Origin of the sequence: Mycolicibacterium lutetiense, from assembly GCF_017876775.1 — a bacterium.
In the GTDB taxonomy this organism is placed as follows: domain Bacteria; phylum Actinomycetota; class Actinomycetes; order Mycobacteriales; family Mycobacteriaceae; genus Mycobacterium; species Mycobacterium lutetiense.
The window spans coordinates 3,000,961-3,024,173 of record NZ_JAGIOP010000002.1 but is presented as its reverse complement, the minus strand read 5'-3'; the positions used below and the strand labels follow the sequence as shown (position 1 = coordinate 3,024,173).

General features: G+C 67.7%; 20 protein-coding genes. 9 read left to right on the top strand and 11 right to left on the bottom strand.

Translation table 11 applies throughout. The features are described 5' to 3' along the window. Positions 1-19 precede the first annotated feature (19 nt). Positions 20-1,189: a glycosyltransferase family 4 protein gene (locus JOF57_RS23825; RefSeq protein WP_209920871.1), complete on the top strand. Its 1,170-nt coding sequence runs from the start codon at positions 20-22 to the stop codon at positions 1,187-1,189. A 35-nt stretch (positions 1,190-1,224) separates the two neighbouring features. Here JOF57_RS23825 and JOF57_RS23820 read toward each other — a convergent pair whose 3' ends face one another. From JOF57_RS23820 to JOF57_RS23810, 3 genes are all read right to left on the bottom strand, one after another. After that, positions 1,225-3,084: an alkaline phosphatase family protein gene (locus JOF57_RS23820; protein WP_209920866.1), complete on the bottom strand. Its 1,860-nt coding sequence runs from the start codon at positions 3,082-3,084 to the stop codon at positions 1,225-1,227. Between the two features lie 163 nt (positions 3,085-3,247). Next, a complete protein-coding gene (locus JOF57_RS23815; protein ID WP_209923675.1) occupies positions 3,248-4,858 on the bottom strand; it encodes an MmpA family trehalose lipid delivery protein in 1,611 nt (536 codons plus the stop codon). A 19-nt stretch (positions 4,859-4,877) separates the two neighbouring features. Further along, a complete protein-coding gene (locus tag JOF57_RS23810; RefSeq protein WP_209920862.1) occupies positions 4,878-6,068 on the bottom strand; it encodes a cell envelope lipid trafficking protein PgfA in 1,191 nt (396 codons plus the stop codon). 237 nt (positions 6,069-6,305) lie between these two features. On the opposite strand from JOF57_RS23810, the gene JOF57_RS23805 reads away from it, so the two are divergent. Then, positions 6,306-7,424 (top strand): acyltransferase family protein, encoded by a 1,119-nt coding sequence (locus JOF57_RS23805; protein WP_209923674.1) that lies wholly within the window; start codon positions 6,306-6,308, stop codon positions 7,422-7,424. On the opposite strand, the gene JOF57_RS23800 is transcribed toward JOF57_RS23805, so the two are convergent. Genes JOF57_RS23800 through JOF57_RS23785 form a run of 4 tightly spaced genes read right to left on the bottom strand, consistent with a single transcriptional unit; the run spans position 7,387 to position 10,762 of the window. Next, a complete protein-coding gene (locus JOF57_RS23800) occupies positions 7,387-8,871 on the bottom strand; it encodes an AMP-binding protein (protein ID WP_209920853.1) in 1,485 nt (494 codons plus the stop codon). The two genes, JOF57_RS23805 and JOF57_RS23800, sit on opposite strands and share 38 nt — an antisense overlap. A gap of 1 nt (position 8,872) precedes the next feature. Then, positions 8,873-9,844 carry a phosphotriesterase family protein gene (locus tag JOF57_RS23795; RefSeq protein ID WP_209920846.1) on the bottom strand — a complete coding sequence of 324 codons (972 nt, stop codon included), beginning with the start codon at positions 9,842-9,844 and terminating at the stop codon, positions 8,873-8,875. 19 nt (positions 9,845-9,863) lie between these two features. Then, the gene (locus JOF57_RS23790; RefSeq protein ID WP_209920840.1) at positions 9,864-10,280 is read right to left on the bottom strand and encodes a PPOX class F420-dependent oxidoreductase; all 417 of its coding nucleotides are present in this window, start codon (positions 10,278-10,280) and stop codon (positions 9,864-9,866) included. Beyond that, entirely contained in the window at positions 10,277-10,762 is a 486-nt protein-coding gene (locus tag JOF57_RS23785) for a MarR family winged helix-turn-helix transcriptional regulator (RefSeq protein WP_209920837.1), read from the bottom strand. The genes JOF57_RS23790 and JOF57_RS23785 overlap by 4 nt, the downstream gene beginning before the upstream one ends. 121 nt (positions 10,763-10,883) lie before the next feature. Between JOF57_RS23785 and JOF57_RS23780 the strand changes: the two genes are divergently transcribed. Further along, positions 10,884-11,498, top strand: coding sequence for a class I SAM-dependent methyltransferase (locus JOF57_RS23780; RefSeq protein WP_209920833.1), 615 nt, complete (start codon positions 10,884-10,886; stop codon positions 11,496-11,498). 16 nt (positions 11,499-11,514) lie between these two features. Here the strand turns inward: JOF57_RS23780 and JOF57_RS23775 are convergent, their stop codons facing one another. Beyond that, the gene (locus JOF57_RS23775; protein WP_209920830.1) at positions 11,515-11,835 is read right to left on the bottom strand and encodes a GNAT family N-acetyltransferase; all 321 of its coding nucleotides are present in this window, start codon (positions 11,833-11,835) and stop codon (positions 11,515-11,517) included. Between the two features lie 34 nt (positions 11,836-11,869). Between JOF57_RS23775 and JOF57_RS23770 the strand changes: the two genes are divergently transcribed. The 3 genes from JOF57_RS23770 to JOF57_RS23760 are packed head-to-tail and all read left to right on the top strand — an operon-like array spanning position 11,870 to position 15,153. Next, positions 11,870-13,462: an MFS transporter gene (locus tag JOF57_RS23770; RefSeq protein WP_209920827.1), complete on the top strand. Its 1,593-nt coding sequence runs from the start codon at positions 11,870-11,872 to the stop codon at positions 13,460-13,462. Between the two features lie 54 nt (positions 13,463-13,516). Then, the gene (locus tag JOF57_RS23765) at positions 13,517-14,215 is read left to right on the top strand and encodes a TetR/AcrR family transcriptional regulator (RefSeq protein WP_209920824.1); all 699 of its coding nucleotides are present in this window, start codon (positions 13,517-13,519) and stop codon (positions 14,213-14,215) included. Further along, positions 14,212-15,153: a R2-like ligand-binding oxidase gene (locus tag JOF57_RS23760; protein ID WP_209920821.1), complete on the top strand. Its 942-nt coding sequence runs from the start codon at positions 14,212-14,214 to the stop codon at positions 15,151-15,153. Before JOF57_RS23765 ends, JOF57_RS23760 begins: the two co-directional genes overlap by 4 nt. 25 nt (positions 15,154-15,178) lie before the next feature. On the opposite strand, the gene JOF57_RS23755 is transcribed toward JOF57_RS23760, so the two are convergent. Then, positions 15,179-19,357: an alpha-(1->3)-arabinofuranosyltransferase gene (locus tag JOF57_RS23755; RefSeq protein WP_209923672.1), complete on the bottom strand. Its 4,179-nt coding sequence runs from the start codon at positions 19,355-19,357 to the stop codon at positions 15,179-15,181. Between the two features lie 40 nt (positions 19,358-19,397). Next, the gene (locus JOF57_RS23750) at positions 19,398-19,571 is read right to left on the bottom strand and encodes a DUF2613 domain-containing protein (protein ID WP_003881739.1); all 174 of its coding nucleotides are present in this window, start codon (positions 19,569-19,571) and stop codon (positions 19,398-19,400) included. 103 nt (positions 19,572-19,674) lie between these two features. Here JOF57_RS23750 and JOF57_RS23745 point away from each other — a divergent pair, with 103 nt between their 5' ends. Genes JOF57_RS23745 through JOF57_RS23735 form a run of 3 tightly spaced genes read left to right on the top strand, consistent with a single transcriptional unit; the run spans position 19,675 to position 22,036 of the window. After that, positions 19,675-20,817, top strand: a complete 1,143-nt coding sequence (locus tag JOF57_RS23745) for a glycoside hydrolase family 3 N-terminal domain-containing protein (protein ID WP_209920818.1) — start codon at positions 19,675-19,677, stop codon at positions 20,815-20,817. Positions 20,818-20,868: 51 nt separating this feature from the next. Beyond that, complete coding sequence (locus JOF57_RS23740; protein ID WP_209920816.1) at positions 20,869-21,492, top strand: TetR/AcrR family transcriptional regulator; 624 nt, start codon at positions 20,869-20,871, stop codon at positions 21,490-21,492. Between the two features lie 34 nt (positions 21,493-21,526). Continuing rightward, the gene (locus JOF57_RS23735; protein ID WP_209920813.1) at positions 21,527-22,036 is read left to right on the top strand and encodes a hypothetical protein; all 510 of its coding nucleotides are present in this window, start codon (positions 21,527-21,529) and stop codon (positions 22,034-22,036) included. Here JOF57_RS23735 and JOF57_RS23730 read toward each other — a convergent pair. Beyond that, positions 22,033-23,121 carry a methyltransferase gene (locus JOF57_RS23730; protein ID WP_209920810.1) on the bottom strand — a complete coding sequence of 363 codons (1,089 nt, stop codon included), beginning with the start codon at positions 23,119-23,121 and terminating at the stop codon, positions 22,033-22,035. The two genes, JOF57_RS23735 and JOF57_RS23730, sit on opposite strands and share 4 nt — an antisense overlap. Between the last annotated feature and the right edge of the window lie 92 nt (positions 23,122-23,213).

Genomic DNA, 23,213 nt, shown 5'->3' with positions numbered 1-23,213 from the left:
GTTCGCTACCCTCAACTCGATGTCTGCCCGTCCCGACCCTCGCCTACGGAGCGTTCTGCTCTTGTGCTGGCGCGACACCGGACACCCCCAGGGCGGCGGCAGCGAGGCTTATCTGCAGCGGATCGGCGCATGCCTGGCCGACGACGGAGTCGACGTCACGTTGCGCACCGCGCGCTACCCGGGGGCGGCCCGGCGCGAAGTGGTCGACGGCGTGCAGATCAATCGGGCCGGCGGGGCCTACAGCGTGTACATCTGGGCCGGGCTGGCCATGGTGGCTTCCCGCGTTGGTCTCGGACCGCTGCGCAAGGTCCGGCCCGATGTGGTCGTCGACACCCAGAACGGGCTGCCGTTCCTGGCCCGCCTCGCATTCGGCCGCCGGGTCGCGGTGCTCGTGCACCACTGTCACCGGGAACTGTGGCCGGTGGCGGGCCCGATGAAGGGCCGGATCGGCTGGTTCGTCGAGTCGAAACTCTCCCCGCGACTGCACCGTCGCAATCAGTACGTCACGGTATCCCTGCCCTCGGCACGCGATCTGAACGAGCTCGGGGTCGACTCCGGCCGGATTGCGGTGGTACGCAACGGGCTTGACGAGGCCCCGGGCCCCACGCTGGAGCTGCCGCGGTCGACCAGTCCGCGCCTGGTGGTGCTGTCGCGGCTGGTGCCGCACAAGCAGATCGAAGACGCCCTGGAAGCCGTCGCGGCACTGCGTGCCGACATTCCCGGGCTGCACCTGGACATCCTGGGTGGCGGCTGGTGGCGAAAGCGACTGGTCGAGCACGCCGAGCTGCTGGGCATCTCCGATTCGGTGACGTTCCACGGGCACGTCGACGAACAGACCAAACACCGTGTGCTGCAGCGGAGTTGGGTACATGTGCTGCCGTCGCGGAAAGAGGGCTGGGGGCTTGCGGTCACCGAGGCCGCCCAGCACGGGGTGCCGACCATCGGTTACCGCGCATCCGGTGGGCTGACCGACTCGGTCGTCGACGGGGTCACCGGGCTGCTGGTGGAGGACCGTGACGCCCTGGCCGCCGGACTGCATCAACTGTTGAGTGACCCGGTGCTGCGTGTGCAGCTGGGCAGCAAGGCGCAGGCCCGCAGTGACGAGTTCTCGTGGACGCTCAGCGCGGATGCGATGCGGGTGGTGCTGGAATCGGTACACGACGGCCAGTACGTCAGCGGGCTGGTGTAGTTCTCCGGGTCCTTCGAGTACGCGAACCCGAGCCGTCAGACCGCGATCGACAGCTCCGGTGCGATGCGCGGCTGCACCGTCGACCCTGACGGCGGGATAACTCCCGCCCCGGTCAACTGGCCGACGATCTGCGAAATCACGTCCGTCACCGCATAAAGGCCGTCACCGATGAGCTGGATCGGGCTCAGGGATGCCGCCGCCAACGTGCTGACCAGGAAGATGTCCTGGCCCGCGATGTCCTGCAACTGGGCGGTGATTTCGTTGGTGACAAGGACCACGGCATACGGAACGGTCGCGACGACGGTGCGCACGGTCAGCGCCAGGGTGGTGCCGGGATCGGGCCAGCCGTAGCTGGCGATCTGTTGTTTGAGCGCCTGCTGCAGATTTTCGGGTTTCACCTGGGTTGCACCCTGATCCTGCAGTGGCACACCGTCGGCGTCGCGAGTTGGCTGGATCCCGAAAATCTTGACGACCGTAGGCGTGACGTCGACGATCTCGTAACCGGTGTTCATCTCGCCGGCTTTGAAGCCCGGGCCGTCGGCAATGACGAAAGCCGATGTCTCTCGCGGTGATTGGAAGCCGTGACCCAACAAGCTCTGCTGCGGTTGGTGTCCGTGGTCGGTGACCACGATGACGGTCCACTCTTCGCATGCGCCCGCCGCGCAGCTGGCCGCCTCTCGTGCGGCGACGGCGTCCAAGATGGCGCCGAGGTTATCGTCGGTGCGTGCGATGGCCGCGGCGTATTCACGGGAATCGCCGCCGTTCGCGTGCCCGGCCTCGTCGACCTGCACGAGGTAGGTGAACAGGACGTCCGGGATCTCCTCGCCCTCGCCTCGGATCGCCTTGATGGTCTCTTCGGTGACCTCGGCGTCGGTCTGCGACCAATCGGTGTCACCTTCGACCCGCCCGATGAACTCGACGTCGTCGGCCCCGAACCGGCCCGCGCCACCGATGCCGGCGACGACGTCCCAGTCAGCGATGACCTTGGTCACCAGGGCCGGGTTGGCGCCCTCCAGCTGATCGAACAGGGTCGGCCACCTGTCGTACGTCCCCGGAGTGAAGACGTTGTTGATCACGCCACTCTTGTTGTCCCACACCCCGGTGAGAATGGCGGTCCAAGACGGGTTGGACATCGTGGTGTGCCCCGCGATGCTGGACACGCTGGTGGTGCCGCTGTTCATGATCCTGATGAAATTGTCGTTGGTGTCGGGATCTTCCAGGACCGAGCCCAGATTGGTTCCATCGATACCGATCACCAACACGCGTTGCCTTGGGGCAGCAGTGGTTTGAACTGCCGACGGCGGCGTACCGGCAGTCTGCCTGGTGGTGGAGCCGACTGGGGTGGAGGCGCCGGCCACGGTCATGGGCAGCAGCGGCGTGGGCAGCAGCGGCGTGGGCAGCGACGGCGCCTTGGGCGTCGGCAGCTTCGGTACCGCCGCCAGGGAATCGGTGATGGCTTTGGCGGTCTTGCGCGACACCAGGGGCTGTGGCGGCTTGGCGTCGGCCACGCGCACTTGGACGGTCCGACCGAGGTTGGTCGTGGCTTCGGTGATGGAATCGATTGTGTGGGCAAACTTTCCGCCCACGTCCTTCAGTGGGGCGTCGATGTCGCGGTCCTTGGCCGAGCGGGCGGTCTCGACCGCCGCGGACAAGCGCTGGCTCAGCTTCGGTACCTCAGTGCGCGCCTTGATGCCGGGCTTGCCGGCGGTGCCGTTCCTGGTGGCCTTTCTGGCGGGGCCCAGCGAGGTGCCGGACGGCTTGTCCGCGGCGGCGGACGCTCGCGAATCAGACGCCGTCGGCTCGGCGTAGGCAACCGCGGTACCCACGGCCGATCCGGCACCGACCACCGCTCCGGCCACCGCCACGCCGAGACATATCTGCTTGACCGTCGTCACGACGCGACCTCCGATGCCGCCAGGGTTCAGGTACGAGCGGTGAGGCTACATGCAGATAGTTGTCAGGGGAACGATTTTTGTCGATCCCGTCAACCAGCCGCGAAAGTGACGTAAAGGTCGCTGCGGGTGAGGCGGTTTCAAGTGAGGTTCAGCGACGTTTGCGTCACTCTCGGCGTCGTGCTCGCCAGGCGCTGACGGCCATCCCGACCGCCCCGCCGACCAGAACCAGAAGCCACACCAGGTGCGCGGCGATCATCACTGCCCGCTGTGTCGCCGCGGGCGCCGAGCCGCCGACGTACTGCACCGCGACATCGCGGTCGGATTCGCGCACCACCCAGCCCACCCCGGCCTCGGCCAGCTGTTGACCGGTGGCACCCGAGAGCACCAGATCCTGCACGACCCGTGCACGTACCCCTTCTCCCGGCACGGTCTGACCACCGATGGACAGGTCCCCGGTGGTCAGCACCTCGGCACGCAGCCAGCGGGGTAGCGGGTCGAGGACCGGAGCGCCGGGCGCCCAGGAGAATTCGCGCATGCTGTCCGGGGGGAGCGCCACCACGGGCCGCGGGTCGGCGTTGATCTGCGCTGCCGCCGCCGCCCAACCCGACGGATACTGCACGGCGCGCATCTGATTGCCCACACCCCAGGCGAGATCGGGCAACACCGCGATCAGCGCCGCACAGCCCACCGCGGCCGACGCGGCCAACGGCACCCGCAGTCGCTGCAGGGTCAACGGGGCAGCGGCAGCGGCCAGGACGTAGCCGGGCATGGCCAGGGCCACCCATTTCTGCCCGTCGCGCACCACGCCGAGGCCGGGCACGGCCCGGATCGCCGCCTCGACGAACGCCAGACCGGGGCCGGTGGCCATCGCTGCCGGGATCAGCACCGCCGCCGCGGCCAGGATCAGCAGCGGTCGCGCGGTCCGGTTGCGCACCGCCACGGGAAGCCCGAGTGCGACGATTCCGAGCAGTACCGCGGTGGCCACCACTGCGAAAAGCATTGTGCGTGAACCGGGTACCGCTTCACTGTTCCAGATGCCACCCAGGCCGGCCAGGCTGCCGAGGGTGGAAAGCCCCGGCTCGGCGCGCGCGGCGAACGCGTGAACCCCGGCTGCCGATGACGGAGCTGACACCGCGCCACCGACAGCCGCGGCCACCAGCCACGGCATCGCGGCCGCCACCGAAGTCCCCGACGCGATCGCGGCCACGCGCAGACGTCGCCAACCGTCGCCAGGAACCGCACTGCAGACGAGGGCGACTGTCGCGGCCAGCATCAGGCCCGTCGGTGTCAGGCCGGCCAGCGCGATCCAGAACAACAGACCCCATATCGCCGCGGGGCCTGCCCCGCTCCGTAGCCGCAGCACACACAGCGCCACCCAGGGCAGGCAGCCGTAACCGACCAGCAGGCTCCAGTGCCCCTGCAGCAACCGTTCGCCCACGTACGGATTCCAGACGGCCAGCGTCGCCGCGAGGAACTGGCCGGGCATACCGGATCCCAGCACGGTCGCGGCCAGTCGTGCGGCGCCCCAACCGGCCAGCCACAGGCCCGCCACGAGCAGGACCTTGACCACAATCCCGCCGTCCAGCACGGTCGAGGTCACGGCGACGAAGAAGTCCTGCGGCAGCGCCCGGGGTGCCGCCTCGGTCAATCCCAGGGCGGCATCTGTCAGATACGAGCGTGGGGTGGAGACAGCGTCCCGCAAAAGCAGGTAACCGGGCCCCAAGAGGGGCCCGGTTACCAATAACGACAGTGCCAGCGCGTAGGCCGGCAGCAGGGCAGAGCGCAGGCTCAGATCACCGGTCCGGTGGCAGATCGGATGGCCGTTGGGCGGGCAACTTCTCGGTCTTGGCCTCAGCGCCGGGCACCTGGAAACCCTGGGTGTCGAAGAAGCCGTGATCGGCGGTGTCGAGCCCGGGATCGATGAGCGTGGATTCCGCGCGGATCGCGAACGAACCCACCACCGCGCCGCCGACCAGGGCCAACAGGCCCAGTGCGGTGAACGTGATCGGCAGGATGCGGGTCCACAGCGACACCCGGTCCCGCTCATCCTGAGCGGTCGCGACCTGGGATTCCACGGTCTCTTCGTTGTAGGTGACCTTGTAGTCGACGTAGGTGACCTCAGGCTTGAGCGCGTCACGTGCGTAGTACTGGTAGCCGTGATTCTGGGCCTTGACGATGGTGCCCGACACCGGGTCGACCCAGAAGGTGCGCTGCGCGGCGTAGAAGCGGTCCATCGTGATCCGCTCGTCGGGTTCGCCGGGCACACCCCACATCTCGGGGCCCGCGGTGACAGTGCTGTCGGCGTCGTCCTCGTAGAGCGACGAATACTTGACCGGATCGGCCAGCTTGCCGTTGGAGTCGTAGCCCACGTTCTGGATGAACCGGTAGGCGGTCAGCCCGTTGACGTCTTCTTCACCGTCGTAGTTCGCGTCGTACTCTTTCTGCGCGATCGGGTCGAAGAACGGGTAGGTCTTCTTCTCGGTATCGAACGGGAACCGGTAGGTCAGGCCCTCGTGCGGCAGCGCGACGTTGGTCGGCGGCTTCTCGTCCTCGATGGCCCGCGGCTTCTGCAGGGCACCGCCCGGGTTGTTGTCGCTGGACACTGCCAGCGCGGTGTTGCGGTTCATGGTGACGGTATCCACCATCGCCAACAGCAGGCCGGCGTCCTTCTGCTGGTCGGTGCGCCGCAGCGTGCTGCCCACCTGCAGCGTCACCACCTCGGCGTTCGACGGTGATTCCACACTGACCTGTTGCTGCAATGCCACCGGTACGTTGCGGTCCACCGAGAACTTCTCGGCCACCAGCGATTTCGGATCGAAAGCGGTCGCAGTCCCATCGCTGACCAGGCTGGTATCCAGGTTGAGCGGGATCTTCGCGATCTTGCCCTTGGTGTACGTGGTCAGCAACAGTGCGGCAATCAGCAGGGCCGCACCCAGCCCCATCAGTCCGCATGCCGCGATACGTAGCGCCACTGCGCGGTTCAAGCCGTGCCTCCTTCAGTGTGGGCAACTCGCCGTGAGGCAAACCCGTTCGACCCTAACAGCACTATCTAAGGCCATTGCTTACTCCGGTGACATCTCCCGGGGGCGTTAACCCGCAGTTTGGCGGGGTTGCCACCGGGCGGCACACTGGTCGCCGTGGCCACCGGAGCACCGAACCCGGAAACCGGAACGGAAACTCAGGTCGGCGGGACACGTAGCTTCCTGCCGGCTGTCGAAGGTATGCGCGCCTGCGCCGCCATGGGCGTGGTCCTCACCCACGTCGCGTTCCAGACCGGGCACACCACCGGGGTGGGCGGCCGGTTCTTCGGCCGGTTCGACCTGGCGGTCGCGGTGTTCTTCGCGCTGTCGGGGTTCCTGCTGTGGCGCGGCCATGCGGCCGCTGCCCGAGGCTTGCGGCCCCGCCCGCGCACCGGCCACTACCTGCGCTCCCGCGTCGTGCGCATCATGCCCGGCTATGTGGTGGCGGTCGTGGTGATCATCCTGCTGCTCCCGGAGGCCAAGGCCGATCTGACGGTGTGGCTGGCCAACCTGACCCTGGCCCAGATATACGTGCCGCTGACGCTGACCGCGGGGCTCACCCAGATGTGGAGCCTGTCGGTGGAGGTCAGTTTCTATCTGGTGCTGCCGGTCCTGGCCCTGCTGGCGCGGCGGCTACCGGTGCGGGCACGCATCGGCGTGATCATCGCGCTGGCGGCGCTGAGCCTGTTGTGGGTGCGCATTCCGTTCTCCGGTACCACCGGGCTCAACCCGTGGAACTGGCCGCCGGCGTTCTTCTCCTGGTTCGCCGCGGGGATGGTGCTGGCTGAACTCACGGTGAGTCCTTTCGGCTGGGTGCACCGGCTGGCCCGGCGCCGGGTGTTGATGGCGGTCATCGCCGCGGTGGCGTTCGGGATCGCGGCCTCGCCGCTGGCCGGCCTGGAAGGCCTGCGGCCGGGCTCGGTCGGCCAGGTGACGCTGAAGACCGCTATGGGGGCGATCGTCGCGGGCGCGCTGCTGGCCCCGCTGGTCCTCGATCGTCCGGGCACCGCACACCCGATTCTGGGGAACCGGGTGATGGTCACGCTGGGCCGCTGGTCTTACGGGTTGTTCGTGTGGCACCTGGCGGCGTTGGCCATGGTGTTCCCGATGATCGGGGAGTTCCTGTTCAACGGGCAGATGCTGGTGGTGTTGGTGCTGACGCTGGTCTTCGGCTTCGCGCTGGCCGCGGTGAGCTACGCGCTGGTCGAGTCGCCGTGCCGGGAGGCGTTGCGCCGCTGGGAGTACCGGAACGAGAGTCCGGTGCCGCCGCTGGACAGTTCGATCACCGACGAGCCCGAACCTGCTCCAGCCGCGCGATGACGTCGTCGCGCACCGCGGCGCGACGTGCCTTGCCCGCGTCATCGCGCAGCGGGGCGTCGACGAATTCGATGGTGTCTGGCACCTTGTAGCCCGACAGGTGCTCACGTAGGAAGGCCTGCATCGCCGCCGCGTCCAGGTCCGACCCGTCGCACGTCTGCACCAGGGCGTGCGGCACCTGGCCGAGATCCTGGTGCGGCACGCCGACGACCAGACAGGACAACACGTCGGGGTGGGCCGCCAGCGCGGCCTCGATCTCGGCCGGGTAGACGTTCTTGCCGCCGACGGTGAGCATGTCCACCCGCCGGTCGTTGAGGTAGAAGAAGCGATCAGGGCCGTCGTCGACGTAATACCCCAGATCTCCGAGGGAGTCCCAGCCGTCGCGGCTCTTGGCCGTGCTGCCGACGTAGCGGTAGGTGGGTGCACTGCCCGGGCCGGGCCGCATGTAGATCTCACCGGTCACGCCGGGCGGGCACTCTTGGCCGGCGTCGTCGAGCACCTTCATCTCGCCGGCCACCACCACCCCGACCGATCCCGGATGTCGCAGCCACTGCTCGCCGGAGATGAAGGTCAGCGCCTGCAGTTCGGTGCCCCCGTACAGCTCCCACAGCACCTCGGGGCCGAGCAGATCGATCCAGGCCTGCTTGACCGCGGGCGGGCAGGGTGCGCCGACGTGCCAGAACCGCCGAATGCTGGACAGGTCATAGGCTTTCGGGTCGGCGCGGTACACCGGCAGCAGCCGCTGCATGATGGTGGGCACCGTGGTCAGGAACGTCACGCGGTGTTCGGTGACCAGTGCCAAGAACTCGCTCGGGTCGAAGCGCGGCATCAGCACCAGGTGGTGGCCCTGGAGCAGCGCGAGGGCGAAGGTGGTGAAACCGGTGTTGTGGCTCATCGGTACCGACATCAGCGTGACGTCACCGGGCTGGGCGCCCAGGGGGACGCCGATCAGGGCGGGCACCCGGCTGTCTCCGCCGGCTTCGATCAGCTTCGGGCGTCCGGTACTGCCGCCCGAAGCCATCGACTTCCACGTCGGCGCGACCGCCTCGGGAAGCGGTGCATCGGACAGGGCGGCATCCGGGGTGAAACCGGCAGGTACCCAGGGGGTTTCGCCGGCATCGCGGCCGACCACCAGGGACCTTGGACGCAGCGCGAGGATCCCGGCGAACTCGGCGTCCGGCAGTCGAGGTGACAAGGGTTGCGGTACTGCGCCGAGTTTCCAGGTGGCGAGCGTGGCCTGCGCCCACTCGATCGAGTTCGGCAGGCTGATAGTTACGTAATCACCTTGTCGTACACCGAGTTCGGCGTAGGCGCGGGCCAGCCGATTGCTGGAGCGATCGAGCTCGTCCCGGGTGAGGGTACGGCCTTGGCAGGTCACCGCGGGCCGGTCAGGACCGGCCGCTGCCAACTGGCTGAGCTGGGTGGGGATCGGCGGGATGGCCTCGGTCATCTCAGTACCCACCCTGACGGTCGAAGATCCGGCGCGGATTGTCGACGAGCATCGTCGTGATCTGCTCCTCGGTGACCCCGCGCCCCCGCAAGGCGGGCAGTACGTCGTTGTGGATGTGTAGATAGTGACTGTTGGGCAGGGCCGTGGCGGTCAGCTCGTCGGGCAGCGCGTCGAAGTAGCACCAGGTGTCGTGCGAGAGCACCATCTTCTCGGCGTGGCCGCGCTCGCACATGGTCGCGACGGTTGCCACCCGGTCCTCGAACGGCAGGAAGACGTCCACTCCGAACCGATCCATGCCGATATAGGAGCCGTTGGCGATCAACTCTTCGAGGTAGTCGATGTCGGTGGTGTCACCGCAGTGGCCGATCACCACGCGGGACAGGTCGACCTCCTCCTCGGCGAAGACGCGCTGCTGCTCGAGGCCGCGGCGGCTTTCGGCGTGGGTGTGGGTCGAGATGGGCACCCCGGTCTGCCGGTGGGCCTGCGCGACAGCTCGCAGGACCCGTTCGACGCCGGGGGTGACGCCCGGTTCGTCGGTGGCGCACTTGAGGATCGCCGCCTTGATCCCGGTGTCGGCGATGCCGTCTTCGATGTCGCGGACGAACATCTCGGTCATCGGTTCGGGCAGGCCCACCGCTGGTCCGCTGAAGTGGAAGGTCAGCGGCAGGTCGTTGTAGGTGTAGAAGCCGGTGGCGACGACGATGTTGAGGTCGGTGGCCTCGGCGATCCGGGCGATGCGCGGTATGTAGCGGCCCAGACCGATCACCGTGAGGTCGACGATCGTGTCGACGCCGCCGGCCTTGAGTTCGGTGAGCCGGGTGATCGCATCGGCTTCGCGGCTGGCGTCGTCGCCCCAGGACTCGGGGTAGTTCTGGTTCAGTTCGGTGCTCATGATGAAGACGTGCTCGTGCATGAGCGTGGTCCCGAGGTCAGCGGTATCGATGGCGCCACGCGCGGTATTCACAGTCGGCACCGCACCGATGCTAGGCGGATCAGCCGGCTGTGTGCGGGGATTCACTCCAGTCCCTGGCGGTGGTGCCCGCACCGTCGAGTCCCCAGCTGATGATCCGGCGCGGCACGATCCGGATGATGTCGCCGGACAGGCCGCCGTCGGTCGTGCCTGCACCGGGAAGTGTCGTTGCGGTGCCACGGATTTCGATTCCGCGGGCCTCGGGTGGGCGCACCGAGAGCACGGTGTCGACGATAAAGGACACCTGCGGGTTGCCAAGTACGTTGCGCCACTTCTGCGTCGATGCCAGGGCGTGGCCGACGATGTCGACGGTGGCGTCGTCGGGGCCGAGGTGTACCCCGACCGGGCGGATCTGCGGATCGCCATTGCGACCGACGGTGCTCAGGCGACCGATCGGTTGCTCGCGCAGGTAGGCCAGTTCGGCAGCGGTGAAGGTCATGGTGTCTGTCTTTCGTCGTCGGGTTGCAGCTCGTCGTGCTGCAGGGAGTCGTGTAGCCGGGTGAATACCCGTTCGATGCAGTCGAGTTCGTCGGACTCGATGTGGTCGAAGAACAGTTCGCGCACCGACTCGCTGTGCAGCGGTACGGCGATGCGCAGTACGTCGGCACCGGTGGCGGTCAGCACCGCGCAATAGCCCCTGCGGTCCTCGGGGACCGGTTCGCGCAGTACCAGGCCGCGCTTGGTCATCGAGTTGATCTGGTAGGTGATCCGGCTACGGGAGAACACCATCTTCTCGGCGAGTTCACTCATCCGCAGGCGGTGATCGGTGGCGTTGGCCAACATCATCAGCAGGTGGTAGTCGATCAGGGTGAGATCTGCAGCCTCGCGGAGACGCTCGTCGAGCAGCGTTTGCAGTCGCACACTGGACTCGATATAGGGCCGCCAGGCCCGCTCCTCGGCGGCGGACAGTCTGCGCGCCATATTCCTCCAATCGGCGAACTCATTCAGATTTCAACAGTGTGAAGGATCGCCTTGCCATTCGCGGGAACCCGACCTACAGTCAATATAGTACAAATTTTAACTAAAAGACGGGATGAACGACATGCCTCACGTCATTGATTGGGACGACGCCTACCGCCAGCGGGGGACCCCGGCCTGGAACATCGGTGTGCCGCAACCGGAATACGCGGCGATCATCGACACCGAAGGGTTGGTGCGCGGCGAGGTGCTCGACGCAGGTTGTGGTCACGCCGAACTGGCGCTGGCGCTCGCAGCCCGTGGACACAACGTCGTCGGACTCGATCTGAGCCCCACCGCCGTGGCTGCCGCTGCCGACGCCGCCCGCGAGCGGGGACTGGAGAACGCGACGTTCGCTGCGGCCGACATCTCCTCGTTCACCGGCTACGACGGCCGGTTCTCGACGATCTTCGACAGCGGTCTGCTGCATGCGCTGCCGGCCGAACTCCGCGACGGCTACCTGCAGTCGGTATATCGTGCGGCCGCGCCCGGGGCGCGGCTCTACATCCTGGCCTTCGGTACCGGGGCGTTCTCCGACCATGAGGGTCCCGGGCCGACGCAGTTCACCGAAGATCAACTGCGCGAGGTGGTCTCCCGCCACTGGGAGGTCGAGGAGATCCGGCCGGCCCCGCTGCACGCCGTGCTGCCTGACGGCCGGGTGCAGATGCCTGGTTTCCTGGTGACCGCAGTCAAGGCCTAGCAAGAGGTCCGGCCGGTCATCCCGCGTTGGCCTCGACCACGGCCAGCACCTGGGGGGTGGCCGGGTCGAGGATGTCGTCGAAGTCGTGGTGGGTTTTGACGTACTTCACGACAAAGGGGCAGACCGCGACGATGCGCTTGCCTGCGGCGCGGGCATCGGCCAGCGCCGCCGAGACCAGCTCGCCCGCCAGGCCGCGGCCGCCGAACTTCTCGTCGATCTCGGTGTGATGGAAGATGCGCTGGTCGCCGGAGTCGATGTAGGCCGCAAGGCCGGCGTGCTCACCGTCGACGGTGATCTCGTAATGGCGTGCTTCGGGAATGTTGCGGACTTCAGCCATGTCCTCACTATGCCCCAGTGGCACTGGCACGATCATGAGGATGGCCGTCACCGCAACGTCGACGTGGGCGCCGTTGGCGTCACCGATCTATCGGGCGCTGTGGGTTGCGCAGTTCGTCTCCAACCTCGGTACGTGGATGCAGACGGTCGGGGCGCAGTGGATGTTGGTCGGGGATCCGCGCGCCCCGGTGCTGGTTCCGTTGGTGCAGACCGCCACGACTCTGCCGGTCATGCTGCTGGCTCTGCCGTCGGGCGTACTCGCTGATCTGGTCGACCGGCGCAGGCTGCTGCTGGCCACCCAGGGTGCGATGGCCGCCGGCGTGGCTGCACTGGCGACGCTGACCGGTGCCGGTCTGGCCACGCCGACGGTATTGCTGACCTTGCTGTTCCTGATCGGCTGTGGGCAGGCGCTGACCGCCCCGGCCTGGCAGGCGATACAACCTGATCTTGTTCCACGCGAACAGATTCCGGCTGCTGCTGCGCTGGGCAGCATGAGCATGAACGGTGCCAGGGCGATCGGCCCGGCGATCGCCGGAGCGCTGGTGTCCCTGTCCGGCCCGACGCTGGTGTTCGCGCTCAACGCGGTCTCGTTTGCCGGCATCGTCGTGGTTCTGCTGCTATGGCGTCGCCCGGTGGCCGAGCAGCTGCTGCCCGCCGAGCGACCGTTGGCCGCGCTCAGCGCCGGCGGCCGTTTCATCCGCAGTTCACCGATCATCCGGCGGATCCTGCTGCGGACGGTGTTGTTCATCGCGCCGGCCAGTGCGCTGTGGGGTCTGCTGCCGGTTGTCGCGCAGCGTCAGCTGGGGTTGTCGGCATCCGGATACGGGCTGCTGCTGGGTGCGTTGGGGGTGGGGGCGGTGCTCGGTGCCCTCGTCCTGGGCCGGCTCCAGTTCGCGTTCGGCCTGAACGCCTTGCTGATCGTCGCGGCATTCGGATTCGCCGGGGCCACTGTGGTTCTGGCGCTGGTCGACAACTTCGGCGTGGTGCTGGTGGCGCTCGTGGTAGGTGGCGCGGCCTGGCTGCTGGCGCTGTCCACGGTCAATGCCTCGATGCAGTTGAGCCTGCCTGCCTGGGTGCGGGCCCGCGGGTTGTCGGTGTATCAGCTGACCTTCATGGGCGGCCAGGCGATCGGTTCGCTCGTGTGGGGCCTGGCCGCCGGTGCGACGAGCACCGTCACGGCGCTGCTAATCAGTGCCGGTCTGTTGGGGCTGTGCGCGGTCTCGGCCTGGTGGTGGCCGTTGCACGCGCGCACCGGCGATCTCGACCTGACGCCGTCCGCGCATTGGCCCGAACCGGCGCTGGTGTTCGAGCCGGCACCGCCCGATGGTCCTGTCCTGGTGCTGACCTCCTACCGGGTGCAACCCGAGCATGAGGCCGAGTTCTTCGCTGCCATGGGTGTGCTCGGCCGGTCTCGGCAGCGCACCGGGGCCACGCAGTGGCAGTTGTTCCGAAGTGTGGAGCGCGACGCGGTTTTCGTCGAGGCGTTCGTGGTGCGGTCCTGGGACGAGCATGTGCGACAGCACCGCACCCGCTTGACCGGCAATGACCTGCTCATCGAGCAGTCGGTGAAACGGTGGGTCGAGGGCGACCCGGTTTCGCACCACCTGATCGCCGTGAAAACACCTTGACTGTGAGCGCCATCACAGTAATGTGACCAGTGGTCATTCAACCTGGAGGCGCAGATGCCAACGGTCACCTGGGCACGTGTGGATCCCGCTCGTCGGGCTGCGGTGATCGCGGCCGCCGAGGCGGAGTTCGGGGCGCACGGATACTCCCGCGGCAGCCTCAACGTCATCGCCCGCAAGGCCGGTGTCGCGAAAGGCAGTTTGTTCCAATATTTCGCCGACAAGCGCGACCTGTATGCCTTCATCGCCGATGTGGCCAGCCAGCGGGTGCGGTCATATATGGAAGGCCGGATCCGCGAGCTCGATCCGGGCCGCCCGTTCTTCGAGTTCCTCCCGGCCCTGCTCGACGACTGGGTGGCCTACTTCGCCGATCACCCCAGTGAACGGGCGCTGCACGCCGCAGCCAGTTTCGAGGTCGACGTCGACGCCCGGGTCAGCGTGCGCACCGTGATCCACCGCCACTACCTCGAGGTGCTGCGGCCCCTGGTGCGCGATGCGCAGACCCGCGGAGATCTGAGACCCGACAGCGACGTCGATGCGTTGCTGTCCCTGTTGTTGATGATCTTCCCGCACCTGGCGCTCGCGCCGTATGTGCGTGGAATGGATCCGATCCTGGGCCTGGACGAGCCCAGCCCCGAACAACCGGCACTCGCAGTACGCAGACTCGTCGGAGTATTGAAGGCCGCATTCGCGGTACCCGAAGTCCCGGCGGCCACCGAAACAGCCCATCACATCCAAGGAGGCCAATTTTCATGACCAGGACACATTTCGGTTCGCTTGCGGCGGGCGGTCTCAATTGGGACAGCTTGCCGCTGAAGCTCTTTGCCGGGGGCAATGCGAAATTCTGGAATCCGGCCGACATCGACTTCTCCCGGGATCGGGAGGACTGGGAGTCGTTGACCGATCGGGAACGTGAGTACGCCACCCGGCTGTGTGCGCAGTTCATCGCCGGCGAGGAGGCCGTCACCAACGACATCCAGCCGTTCATGAGCGCGATGGCCGCCGAGGGGCGCCTCGGTGACGAGATGTATCTGACGCAGTTCGCTTTCGAGGAAGCCAAGCACACCCAGGTGTTCCGGATGTGGCTGGACGCCGTCGGAGTCACCGAGGATCTGCACAGCTACTTCGACGAGCTGCCGGCTTATCGGCAGATCTTCTACGAGGAGCTGCCGGAGTCGCTGGAGAAACTGCTCGTCGATCCCTCGCCGGCCGCGCAGGTGCGTGCGTCGGTGGTGTACAACCACGTGGTCGAGGGAATGCTGGCGCTCACCGGGTACTTCGCCTGGCACCGCATCTGTGTCGGGCGTGGCATTCTTCCCGGGATGCAGGAGCTGATCCGTCGTATCGGTGACGACGAGCGCAGGCACATGGCGTGGGGCACCTTCACCTGCCGCAGGCACGTCGCCGCCGACGACGCCAACTGGGCGGTGTTCGAAACCCGGATGAACGAGCTCATCCCGTTGGCGCTACGCCTCACCGAGGAGGGGTTCACGCTGTACACACCCGACGTCCCGTTCGGTCTTCAAGTGGACGAGTTCATGCAGTACTCCGCAGACAAGGGGATGCGCCGGTTCGGCACGATCAGCAGTGCCCGCGGTCGTCCGCTGGCCGAGATCGATCTCGACTACTCGCCGCTGCAGTTGGAGGACACGTTCGCTGACGAGGATGCCAAGGTGTTGGCCACGGCCGGTTGACCGTCGCCCGGTACCGGGGCCGCGCTCAGTCAAAGGTGATCGTGGATGCCGCGACGAAGGTGATCGACAGCAACGCGAGCAACTGCACCCATGGCGAGTGCCCGACATACCCGTCGACCGAGCGCCAGGGGTACTGACTGAGCGTCGCGCCGGCCAGCGTGAGCCCGCCTGCGGCCACGGCCACGGTCAGCCGTTCCTGCCAAAGGTGGCGGTCACGCAGTAGGTAGCGCACGCCGAGCGTGGCACCGGCGACCAGCAGTCCCGGCAGACCGGCGATGGCGGTCCCCGCGGTGAGCACCGCGGCCGCGATCAGCTGGGGCGATGGTTGCCATGGCCGCACCGGATCGAGTTCCGGGCTGCGGCGCCGGGCCGGCCACAGTGCCAGCAGGGCCAGTATCGGCAACAACGAGAGCCCGCCGATCAAACCGATCCGGTAGGGACGGTTCGACGGGAAGGACAGCGTCACCGGCCCGTCCTTGCCGGCCGGGATCACCCAGCCCTGCTGCCAACCGTTGGCCTTCACCACGGTCAGGGCGACGCCATCGGCGGTGCGCGCGATCCACCCCGGGTTCACGCTTTCGGGCACCACCAGGACGCGTGCGTGGTCTGATCGGGGCACGTCTACCTGCCGGCGATCCGGTGACCACACCGGGGCGTCGACGGGAGTTGTTGTGGCCGTGCGTAGTTGGGTGGCCGCCGGCGTGTTGAGCGCGACACCGTCGACGACGAACGCGGCACCGGGGCTGACCAGGAGTTCCTGTTGACCAGCAGGCAGGGTGACCGGACCGGTCCGGCAGGTCAGGGCCGGAATCGGGTCGCCGTCGAGGAGTGCCCCCACGGTGGTCCGCACCGAGGTCTGGATGAACTGCCCGGCCACGCCGATGATGGGACCCTGCCCGCACGGAAGTGCCACTGTCCGTTTGCGGTTGGCGGCGGAGTCGGCGGCGGCGACGGGCTTGCCGTGGACGTCGAGGACGGTCAGTTCGGCGAGCCCGGGCGGCTTGAGCTGGTCGAAGCCGAGCGAGGTGCGGTCGATGATGTCGTTCCAGTCCAGCAACGACACCGTGATGGTGTCGGTGACCCGCGGTTTGAGCTGTGCGGTCTGGGCCTTGCCGTTGTCGGTGAGCTTGTGCACCTGCGGGCCGTCGCCCAGGTCGATCGAGACCAGCGTCGGGTGCGCGGGCGGTTGGCTGGCGCCCGGATCGATGCGCAGCGCGCCGACTTCGATCGGCGCAGGCAGTTTCAGCGTCAGGGTGGGCGGCGCCTTGAACTGAACAACGCGTTGCGGCGCGGTCCATGAGGTCCGCGGGTCACCGTCGGTCGCGGCATAGGACGACCCGAGCACGTCGATCGGGTCCGCGTCACCGGAGGCGCGGGTGGTCCCGGGTTGGGCGACCAGATCGGCGAGGTTGGGCCCCTGACGGGACCGGATCCACACCGTCGGCTCGACATCGGTGGGCGTCGGCACCGTGAGCGTGCGGCTCAGGTTGACCTGCTCCTCGGAGGCCAGCGCCAGCGCTGCCGCGCACCGCACCCCGGCCGGACTGTCGGCGCACCCGGGTCTGCCCAGTAGTTCAGTTCCCAGATCCCATTGCGCAACAACCGAATCTGCCGGAGGTGCCGGTACTTCGACGGTGTGGCGCAGGTTGATCGGATGGGCGAATCCCGAGGCGTCGTACTGGGTCACGGACAGATCGGTGATGCCGAACTGCACACCGGAAGAACCGTCGTTGGTGGCGGTTGCGGTGACCCGCACCCACGGGGTCTCGCCGACCGGCAGCGGGATGGTCAACTGCTGGCCGGCGGTGTCGAAGCGCAGGCTGCTCGTACCGGTCGCGGTGGCCACCTCGATGCGCCGCACCTGGGCGCCGACCGCCGTTGCACTGGGAGTGATCGTCAGCGTGGCGTTGGTGACCGGGTGATCGAAATCGACCTGCAACCACTGGCCGACGGCCGCCTGCAGAGCATTGGACACCCACGACGTCGAACCGTCGCCGTCGATTGCCGCGGGCGGCCCGGTGGCCGGTGCGACATTGGGCAGTGCGGTGGAGTCCGCCGCGGAACTCGACACCGATACCCTTCCGCCGCTCCACTTTCCGTAGACCGGCGCGGCGTCGCCTGCCGGGTAGTCCGGGACACGGTTGTGGGTGTGGCGGGCATCGTCGGGGGCACGGATCGCCGAGGCGTGGTCGTCGACGCGGCCGTAGTCGATTTCGCGGGCGGTCGGGGTGTCGGTGACGATCACCCCGGCGGATCCGTCCGGTTGTACCGGCAGGCCGGCGCGCTCGGCGTCGGTGGTCAGCAGCATCGGCCCCAGCGGGGGCTGGCCGGCCAGGCGGCGGCGTTCGTCGAGCCGCAGCAGGGCCTCGGGTGCGCCGGCCACCCGGGTCATCGCGTCGGCGTCGACCAGATACGGTGCGGCCGGGTTGATCCCGCCGGTGTCCACCCGGTAGATCTCGACGGAGGGGTAGTGCGGGCGCAGGCCGCTGTCGGCGACGAAGCCTTCCAACATCCCAGGTCCCGATGCGTCGCCGAACTCGGCGACTTTGGTGACCCCGCGGGATCCTTCCAACGCACGGTGCACCAGCACCGGGCGGGCTGACCGGGACGCGTCGGGCTCCAGATCGTTGCGCAGTACGACATACGAGATACCCTGCCGGGCAAGGGTATCGGCCAGCCCAGCGGAAGGGCGGCCGGCAGCGAACAAGCGCTGTACCGAATCCAGCGCGCGGATCGTCTCCGGCGGTGTCAGTGGGATCGAATCCCGCACGCCCCACGGGCTCGACCCGAGTACCTGCAACGGCTCGTCGTGGCTGTTGCCCCAGGTCTGGGTGGCGAACGGGGCGCCGGGTGCGACCAGGACCCGGCCCCGGTCGGTGTTGTGTTCGTCGAGCCAGTCCGCGGTGTCGTGCCAGTACTGCGGGATTGCGGTGAACGTTCCGGTGGGGGCGATCCGGCCGGTCCAGGCGAGCGACGTACCGGCTGCCAGAGCGGCGAGCACCACGATCGCCACCGCGACGCGCTTGTCGCGTTCGGGCCGGGCGAAGGCCCGCAACCACACCGGCCGGGGGACGCTGCCCGGCAATGGGATCCGGCCCAACAGATGAGCCACACCCAGCGCCAGCGGCAGTCGCAGCACCGGATCGAGCTTGGACAGGTTACGCAGCGGCGTGCCCGTTCCGTCCAGGAAATCCTGAACGGCCGTCGCCACCGGGGAGCCCAGCCCCCCGGAATAGCCCAGGCCGAGCAGCACCACGCCGATCAACAGCATGGTGATCAGGCGGCCCCGCGCCGGCATCGAGCGCAGCGCCAGCCCGGCCAATCCGGCCGCCGCCACCAAGGTGGTGGCCAGCACCGCGACGGTGCTTGTCACCATTGATGCCGCCGCGGTGGCGGAGGAGGCGACGAACGGGGTCCAGGTGTGGGTGCCGCGCAGCATCTCGGTCAGCGACATCCACTGTGTGGTGACACCCGAGGATTCGATGAAGTCCAGAAACGGCGGGCTGATCCGGCCCAACATCACCAGGGCCACGACCCACCAGGCGATGGCCAGTGCGGTGCAGCCGAACCACCACGCGGTGAATCGCCACCACAGCCGGTTCGGCCGGTGACAGGCCCACCAGATGATCGCGGCCAGGCAGCCGGTCAGTGTCGCGACCGCGTTGACCGCACCCATCAACGCCACAGCGCCCGCGGACCGGGCGGCCATGAGACGTAGGTTCCTGTCCCCGCGAAAGGCCAGGATGACCGGCAACAGCACCCACGGTGCCAGCATGATCGGCAGCGTCTCGGAGGAGATCGCACCGACGGTGGTCAGTACGCGCGGTGACAGGGTGAACGCGAGGGCACCGAGGACCCGCGAACTGGTGCTGCCGATGCCAAGGGTCTCGGCCAGGCGCAGCATTCCCCAGAAGCCCACGGTCAGCAGCAGGGCCCACCACAGCCGCTGGGTGATCCAGCCGGGAATCCCCAGCAGATCGCCGGCCAGGAAGAACGCACCGTGGGGAAACAGGTAGCCGTAGGCCTGGTTCTGTGCCTGCCCGAACGGCAGGTCGCTGTTCCACAGATTGAAGGCGCGAGCCAGAAACCTCAGCGGATTGGCGGTGAGGTCCAGCTTGGTATCGGGTGAGATCTCTCCGGGCGACTGGGCGAAAGTCAGGAGCAGTGTGGCGGCGGCGACGACCCACAGCCAACGCCGCGCCAGTGGCGGGTCAGCTGCCCGCCGCGTGAGCGGCACATCCAAGCTAGGACCGGTCGCCGTACTCGACCCTGTTGAGCACCGATGACGCCGGGTCGCCCGCCTGCAGCGGAGGCTTCGTGTCCTGCTGCACCATCAGCGTCACACCGAAAACGGCAGCCGCCCCCAACAGCAGCCCGACGACAATGCTGGCCGCGGAGGGGATGACGAACCGGTTCACCCGGCCAACCTAGCATGGCAACCCCACCGATCTGTGCGTGGTGGACGTGGGCCGACACGCATAAAATCGATTACCTCTTGCCCAGCGGCTAAGGTCGGGCCCCATGGCTTCTCCGCGTCTTGTCGCAGGTTTCGCAGCGTTGTCCGGACTGTTGCTGGCGTGCTCCCCGAGCACCCCGTCGTCGGCACCCGAGTCTCAATCCCCGGATACGAAGCCGATGTCGACCACTGCGCCGCTCCCGGCGACGCCGGTATGTGACCTGGCTGCCCTGTCGCCCCGGGACAAGCTCGCCCAACTGCTGACCGTCGGGGTCAAGGATGCGGCCGATGCAAGTGCCGTGGTGAGCAGCCAGCACGTCGGCGGCATCATGATCGGCAGCTGGACCGACCTGTCGATGGTCAACGAAGGATCGCTGCGCGAGATCTCGGCCGCCGGTCCCCTGCCACTGGCGGTCAGCGTGGACGAAGAGGGCGGTCGGGTGTCGCGGTTGTCCTCGTTGATCGGCGAGCAGCCGTCGGCCCGCGTCCTCGCCCAGACCAAATCCGTCGACGAGGTGTACGGCATCGCGCTGGACCGCGGTCAGAAGATGCGCGGACTCGGCATCACCGTCGACTTCGCACCGGTCGTCGATGTCACCTCGGACGCCGACGACACCGTCATCGGTGACCGGTCCTTCGGCGACAATCCGGCCACGGTCACCGACTACGCGGGCGCCTACGCCCGCGGGCTGCGCGATGCCGGGGTGCTCCCGGTGCTCAAGCACTTCCCGGGTCACGGTCACGGCTCGGGTGATTCGCACACCGGCTCGGTGACCACCCCGCCGCTGGCCGATCTGAAGGCCAACGATCTGGTGCCCTACGCCACCCTCACCACGCAGGGCCCGGTGGCCGTGATGCTCGGACACCTGGAGGTACCGGACCTGACCGGTTCCGATCCGGCCAGCCTCAGCCCCGCCGCGTACCAGCTGCTGCGCTCGGGCGAATACGGCGGCCCGGGCTTCAACGGTCTGGTCTACACCGACGACCTGTCCAGCATGGCCGCGATCAACCAGCGTTACGGAGTGGCGGCTGCAGTGCTCAAGTCGTTCCAGGCCGGGGCCGACAACGCGTTGTGGATCACCACTGACGAGGTGCCCGCGGTGCTGGACGGCCTGGAGAGGGCACTGGCCGACGGTCAGCTGAACCAGGCTGCGGTGGACGCCTCGGTGCAACGCAATGTGGATGCCAAGGGCGGCGTGCACTGCTAGGAGCGCACCGAGCTGCTGTCTGACCGTCCACCGGACGCTTATTCTGTTCGGATGGCAGGTGGAACCAAGCGGCTGCCGCGGGCCGTCCGCGAACAGCAGATGCTCGATGCTGCGGTGCAGATTTTCTCGGTCAACGGCTATCACGAGACTTCGATGGACGCGATCGCCGCGGAGGCCGAGATCTCCAAGCCGATGCTGTACCTCTATTACGGCTCCAAGGAGGAGTTGTTCGGCGCCTGCCTGAACCGCGAGCTGACCCGGTTCGTGGACGTGGTTCGTGGGGAGATCGACTTCACCCAGAGCCCCAAGGAGCTGCTGCGGAGCGCGGTGCTGGCGTTCCTGACCTACATCGACGCCAACCGGGCGTCCTGGATGGTGCTCTACACCCAGGCCACCAGCTCGCAGGCGTTCGCGCACACCGTCCGCGAGGGTCGCGAGCGGATCATCGACCTGGTGGCCCGGTTGCTCAGTACCGGTACGCGTAATCCTCAGCCCGACAGCGACTTCGAGATGATGGCGGTGGCGCTCGTGGGCGCCGGTGAGGCGATCGCCGGCCGGGTGAGCACCGGGGATGCCGACGTCGACGAGGCCGCCGAGCTGATGATCAACCTGTTCTGGCGCGGGCTGAAGGGCGCGCCGTCGGACGCGGGAACGCAGTCGGCCACCGCCGGCTAGACAGTCCCGGCAAGCGGCCCCGGATACCGGTGAAATGAAGCTGATCGCAACGGTTTTCGTGACGACGCTGTTGGTCTTCACGAGTTCATGCGGATTCTTCCGAAAAGATCGGTCTGCTACCGAAGATGAGGCGGCGACGGAGCCGAACTCATTGACGGTCACCGAGGCGGCACGGGAGGTCGCCGGCTACGTGTCGATGATCGCCGGCAGGCCGATCGATCCCGATCCCGCCTTCGCGGCCTTGCACGGCTGCCGAACCAACGATGGTTTGATGCCGGACGGGCCGCCCTGGCGGGTGTACCGCACTGCCTCGATTCCCGATCCCGCACCCGAGCTAGTCCAGGCAGCCCTCACCCGTATCGACACCCTGCTCGATCAGGGGTTCAAACCGATCCCCTGGACCCGCCCGGAGCCGGAACCGCCGAACAGCAAAGCCTACGAGGACAGTCGCGGGTACAGCGTCTCGGTACAGGCTGAAGTCAGTCCGGCCGGTACCTACGGACTCGACGTGTCCGCGACCTCGCCGTGTGCGGATGACGACTAGACCGCCGTACCCTCCACCACGCTGAACGGCGAGGCGGTCTCCACCACGCGGGTGAGTTGGAAACCCGCCTGTTGGTAGAGCCGACGGTAGTCGTCCTCGCTGCGTTCCCGGGCGGCGATGCCGATCAACATCTCCATGTCGACCCACTTGCCGAGGAACTCACGGTCATGGTCTGGGATGACGGCCTCGATCAGCAGCAGGGTTGCTCCCGGGGCGGCGGCGGCGCGCACGTTGCGCAGGATCGTCAGGGCCTCTTCGTCGGGCCAGTCATGAATGATGTTTTTCAGCACGTAGGCGTCGGCGCCCGCGGGGACATTGTCGAAGAAGGACCCGGGGATCACGCGGACCCGTTCGGCCACTTCGTATTTGGTTAACATTGCCGGCGCCCCCTCGACCACGTGCGGCAGGTCGTAGAGCATGCCGCGGGCTGCGGGGGCGGCCGTCAGCACGGCGGCCAGCAGCCGGCCGTGTCCGCCGCCGACATCGGCGATGGTGCCGAACCGGGTGAAGTCGTAGGCGGCCGCCACCGGCGCGATCGCGAGCTCGGAGATGCTCGTCATGGCGTCGTTGAAGATTGCGGCGAGTTCGGGCACCGAGCCCATGTAGTCGAACGCGGATTGGCCACGGAGCTTGGGGATGACGGCCTCACCGGTGCGGACCGCGTCGTCGAGATGGCTCCAGTGCTCGCGATGCTGCGGTGAGCCCACGAGTTTCGCCATCGCCCCGACGGACACCGGCGCATCGGTGCGCAGGGTGTCGGCCAGCGGGTTCAGTGCATAGCGTCCGTCACGGGTACGGCGGAAGACGCCCTCGCTGACCAGGGCTCGCATCAGCCTGTCCAGCGTGTCGGGGTTGGCGGCGACGCGGCGCGCCAGCTCATCGGGGCGCAGCGGCCCGTCGGCCAGCGCGTCGGCCACCCCGAGCTGTGCGGCGGCCGCGATGCCCTGGGCGACCCAGGCGCTCAGGATCATCTCCAGCATCGCCGCGGGCGGTGGCACGGCGCGTTGATGCACGCGACGCAGGTGGTGGCGGACCCGTTCGACCACGCGAACCAATCGAGCGGGTGGCACCTTGGCGGGAGTCACCGGACAACTCTAGGGCAGGTTGTTCAAGGTAGGAACAGCAAACCGAACTGGGGTCGGAACCTGTCGCGTGGGCCGCCTAGAGTGGTGCGAAT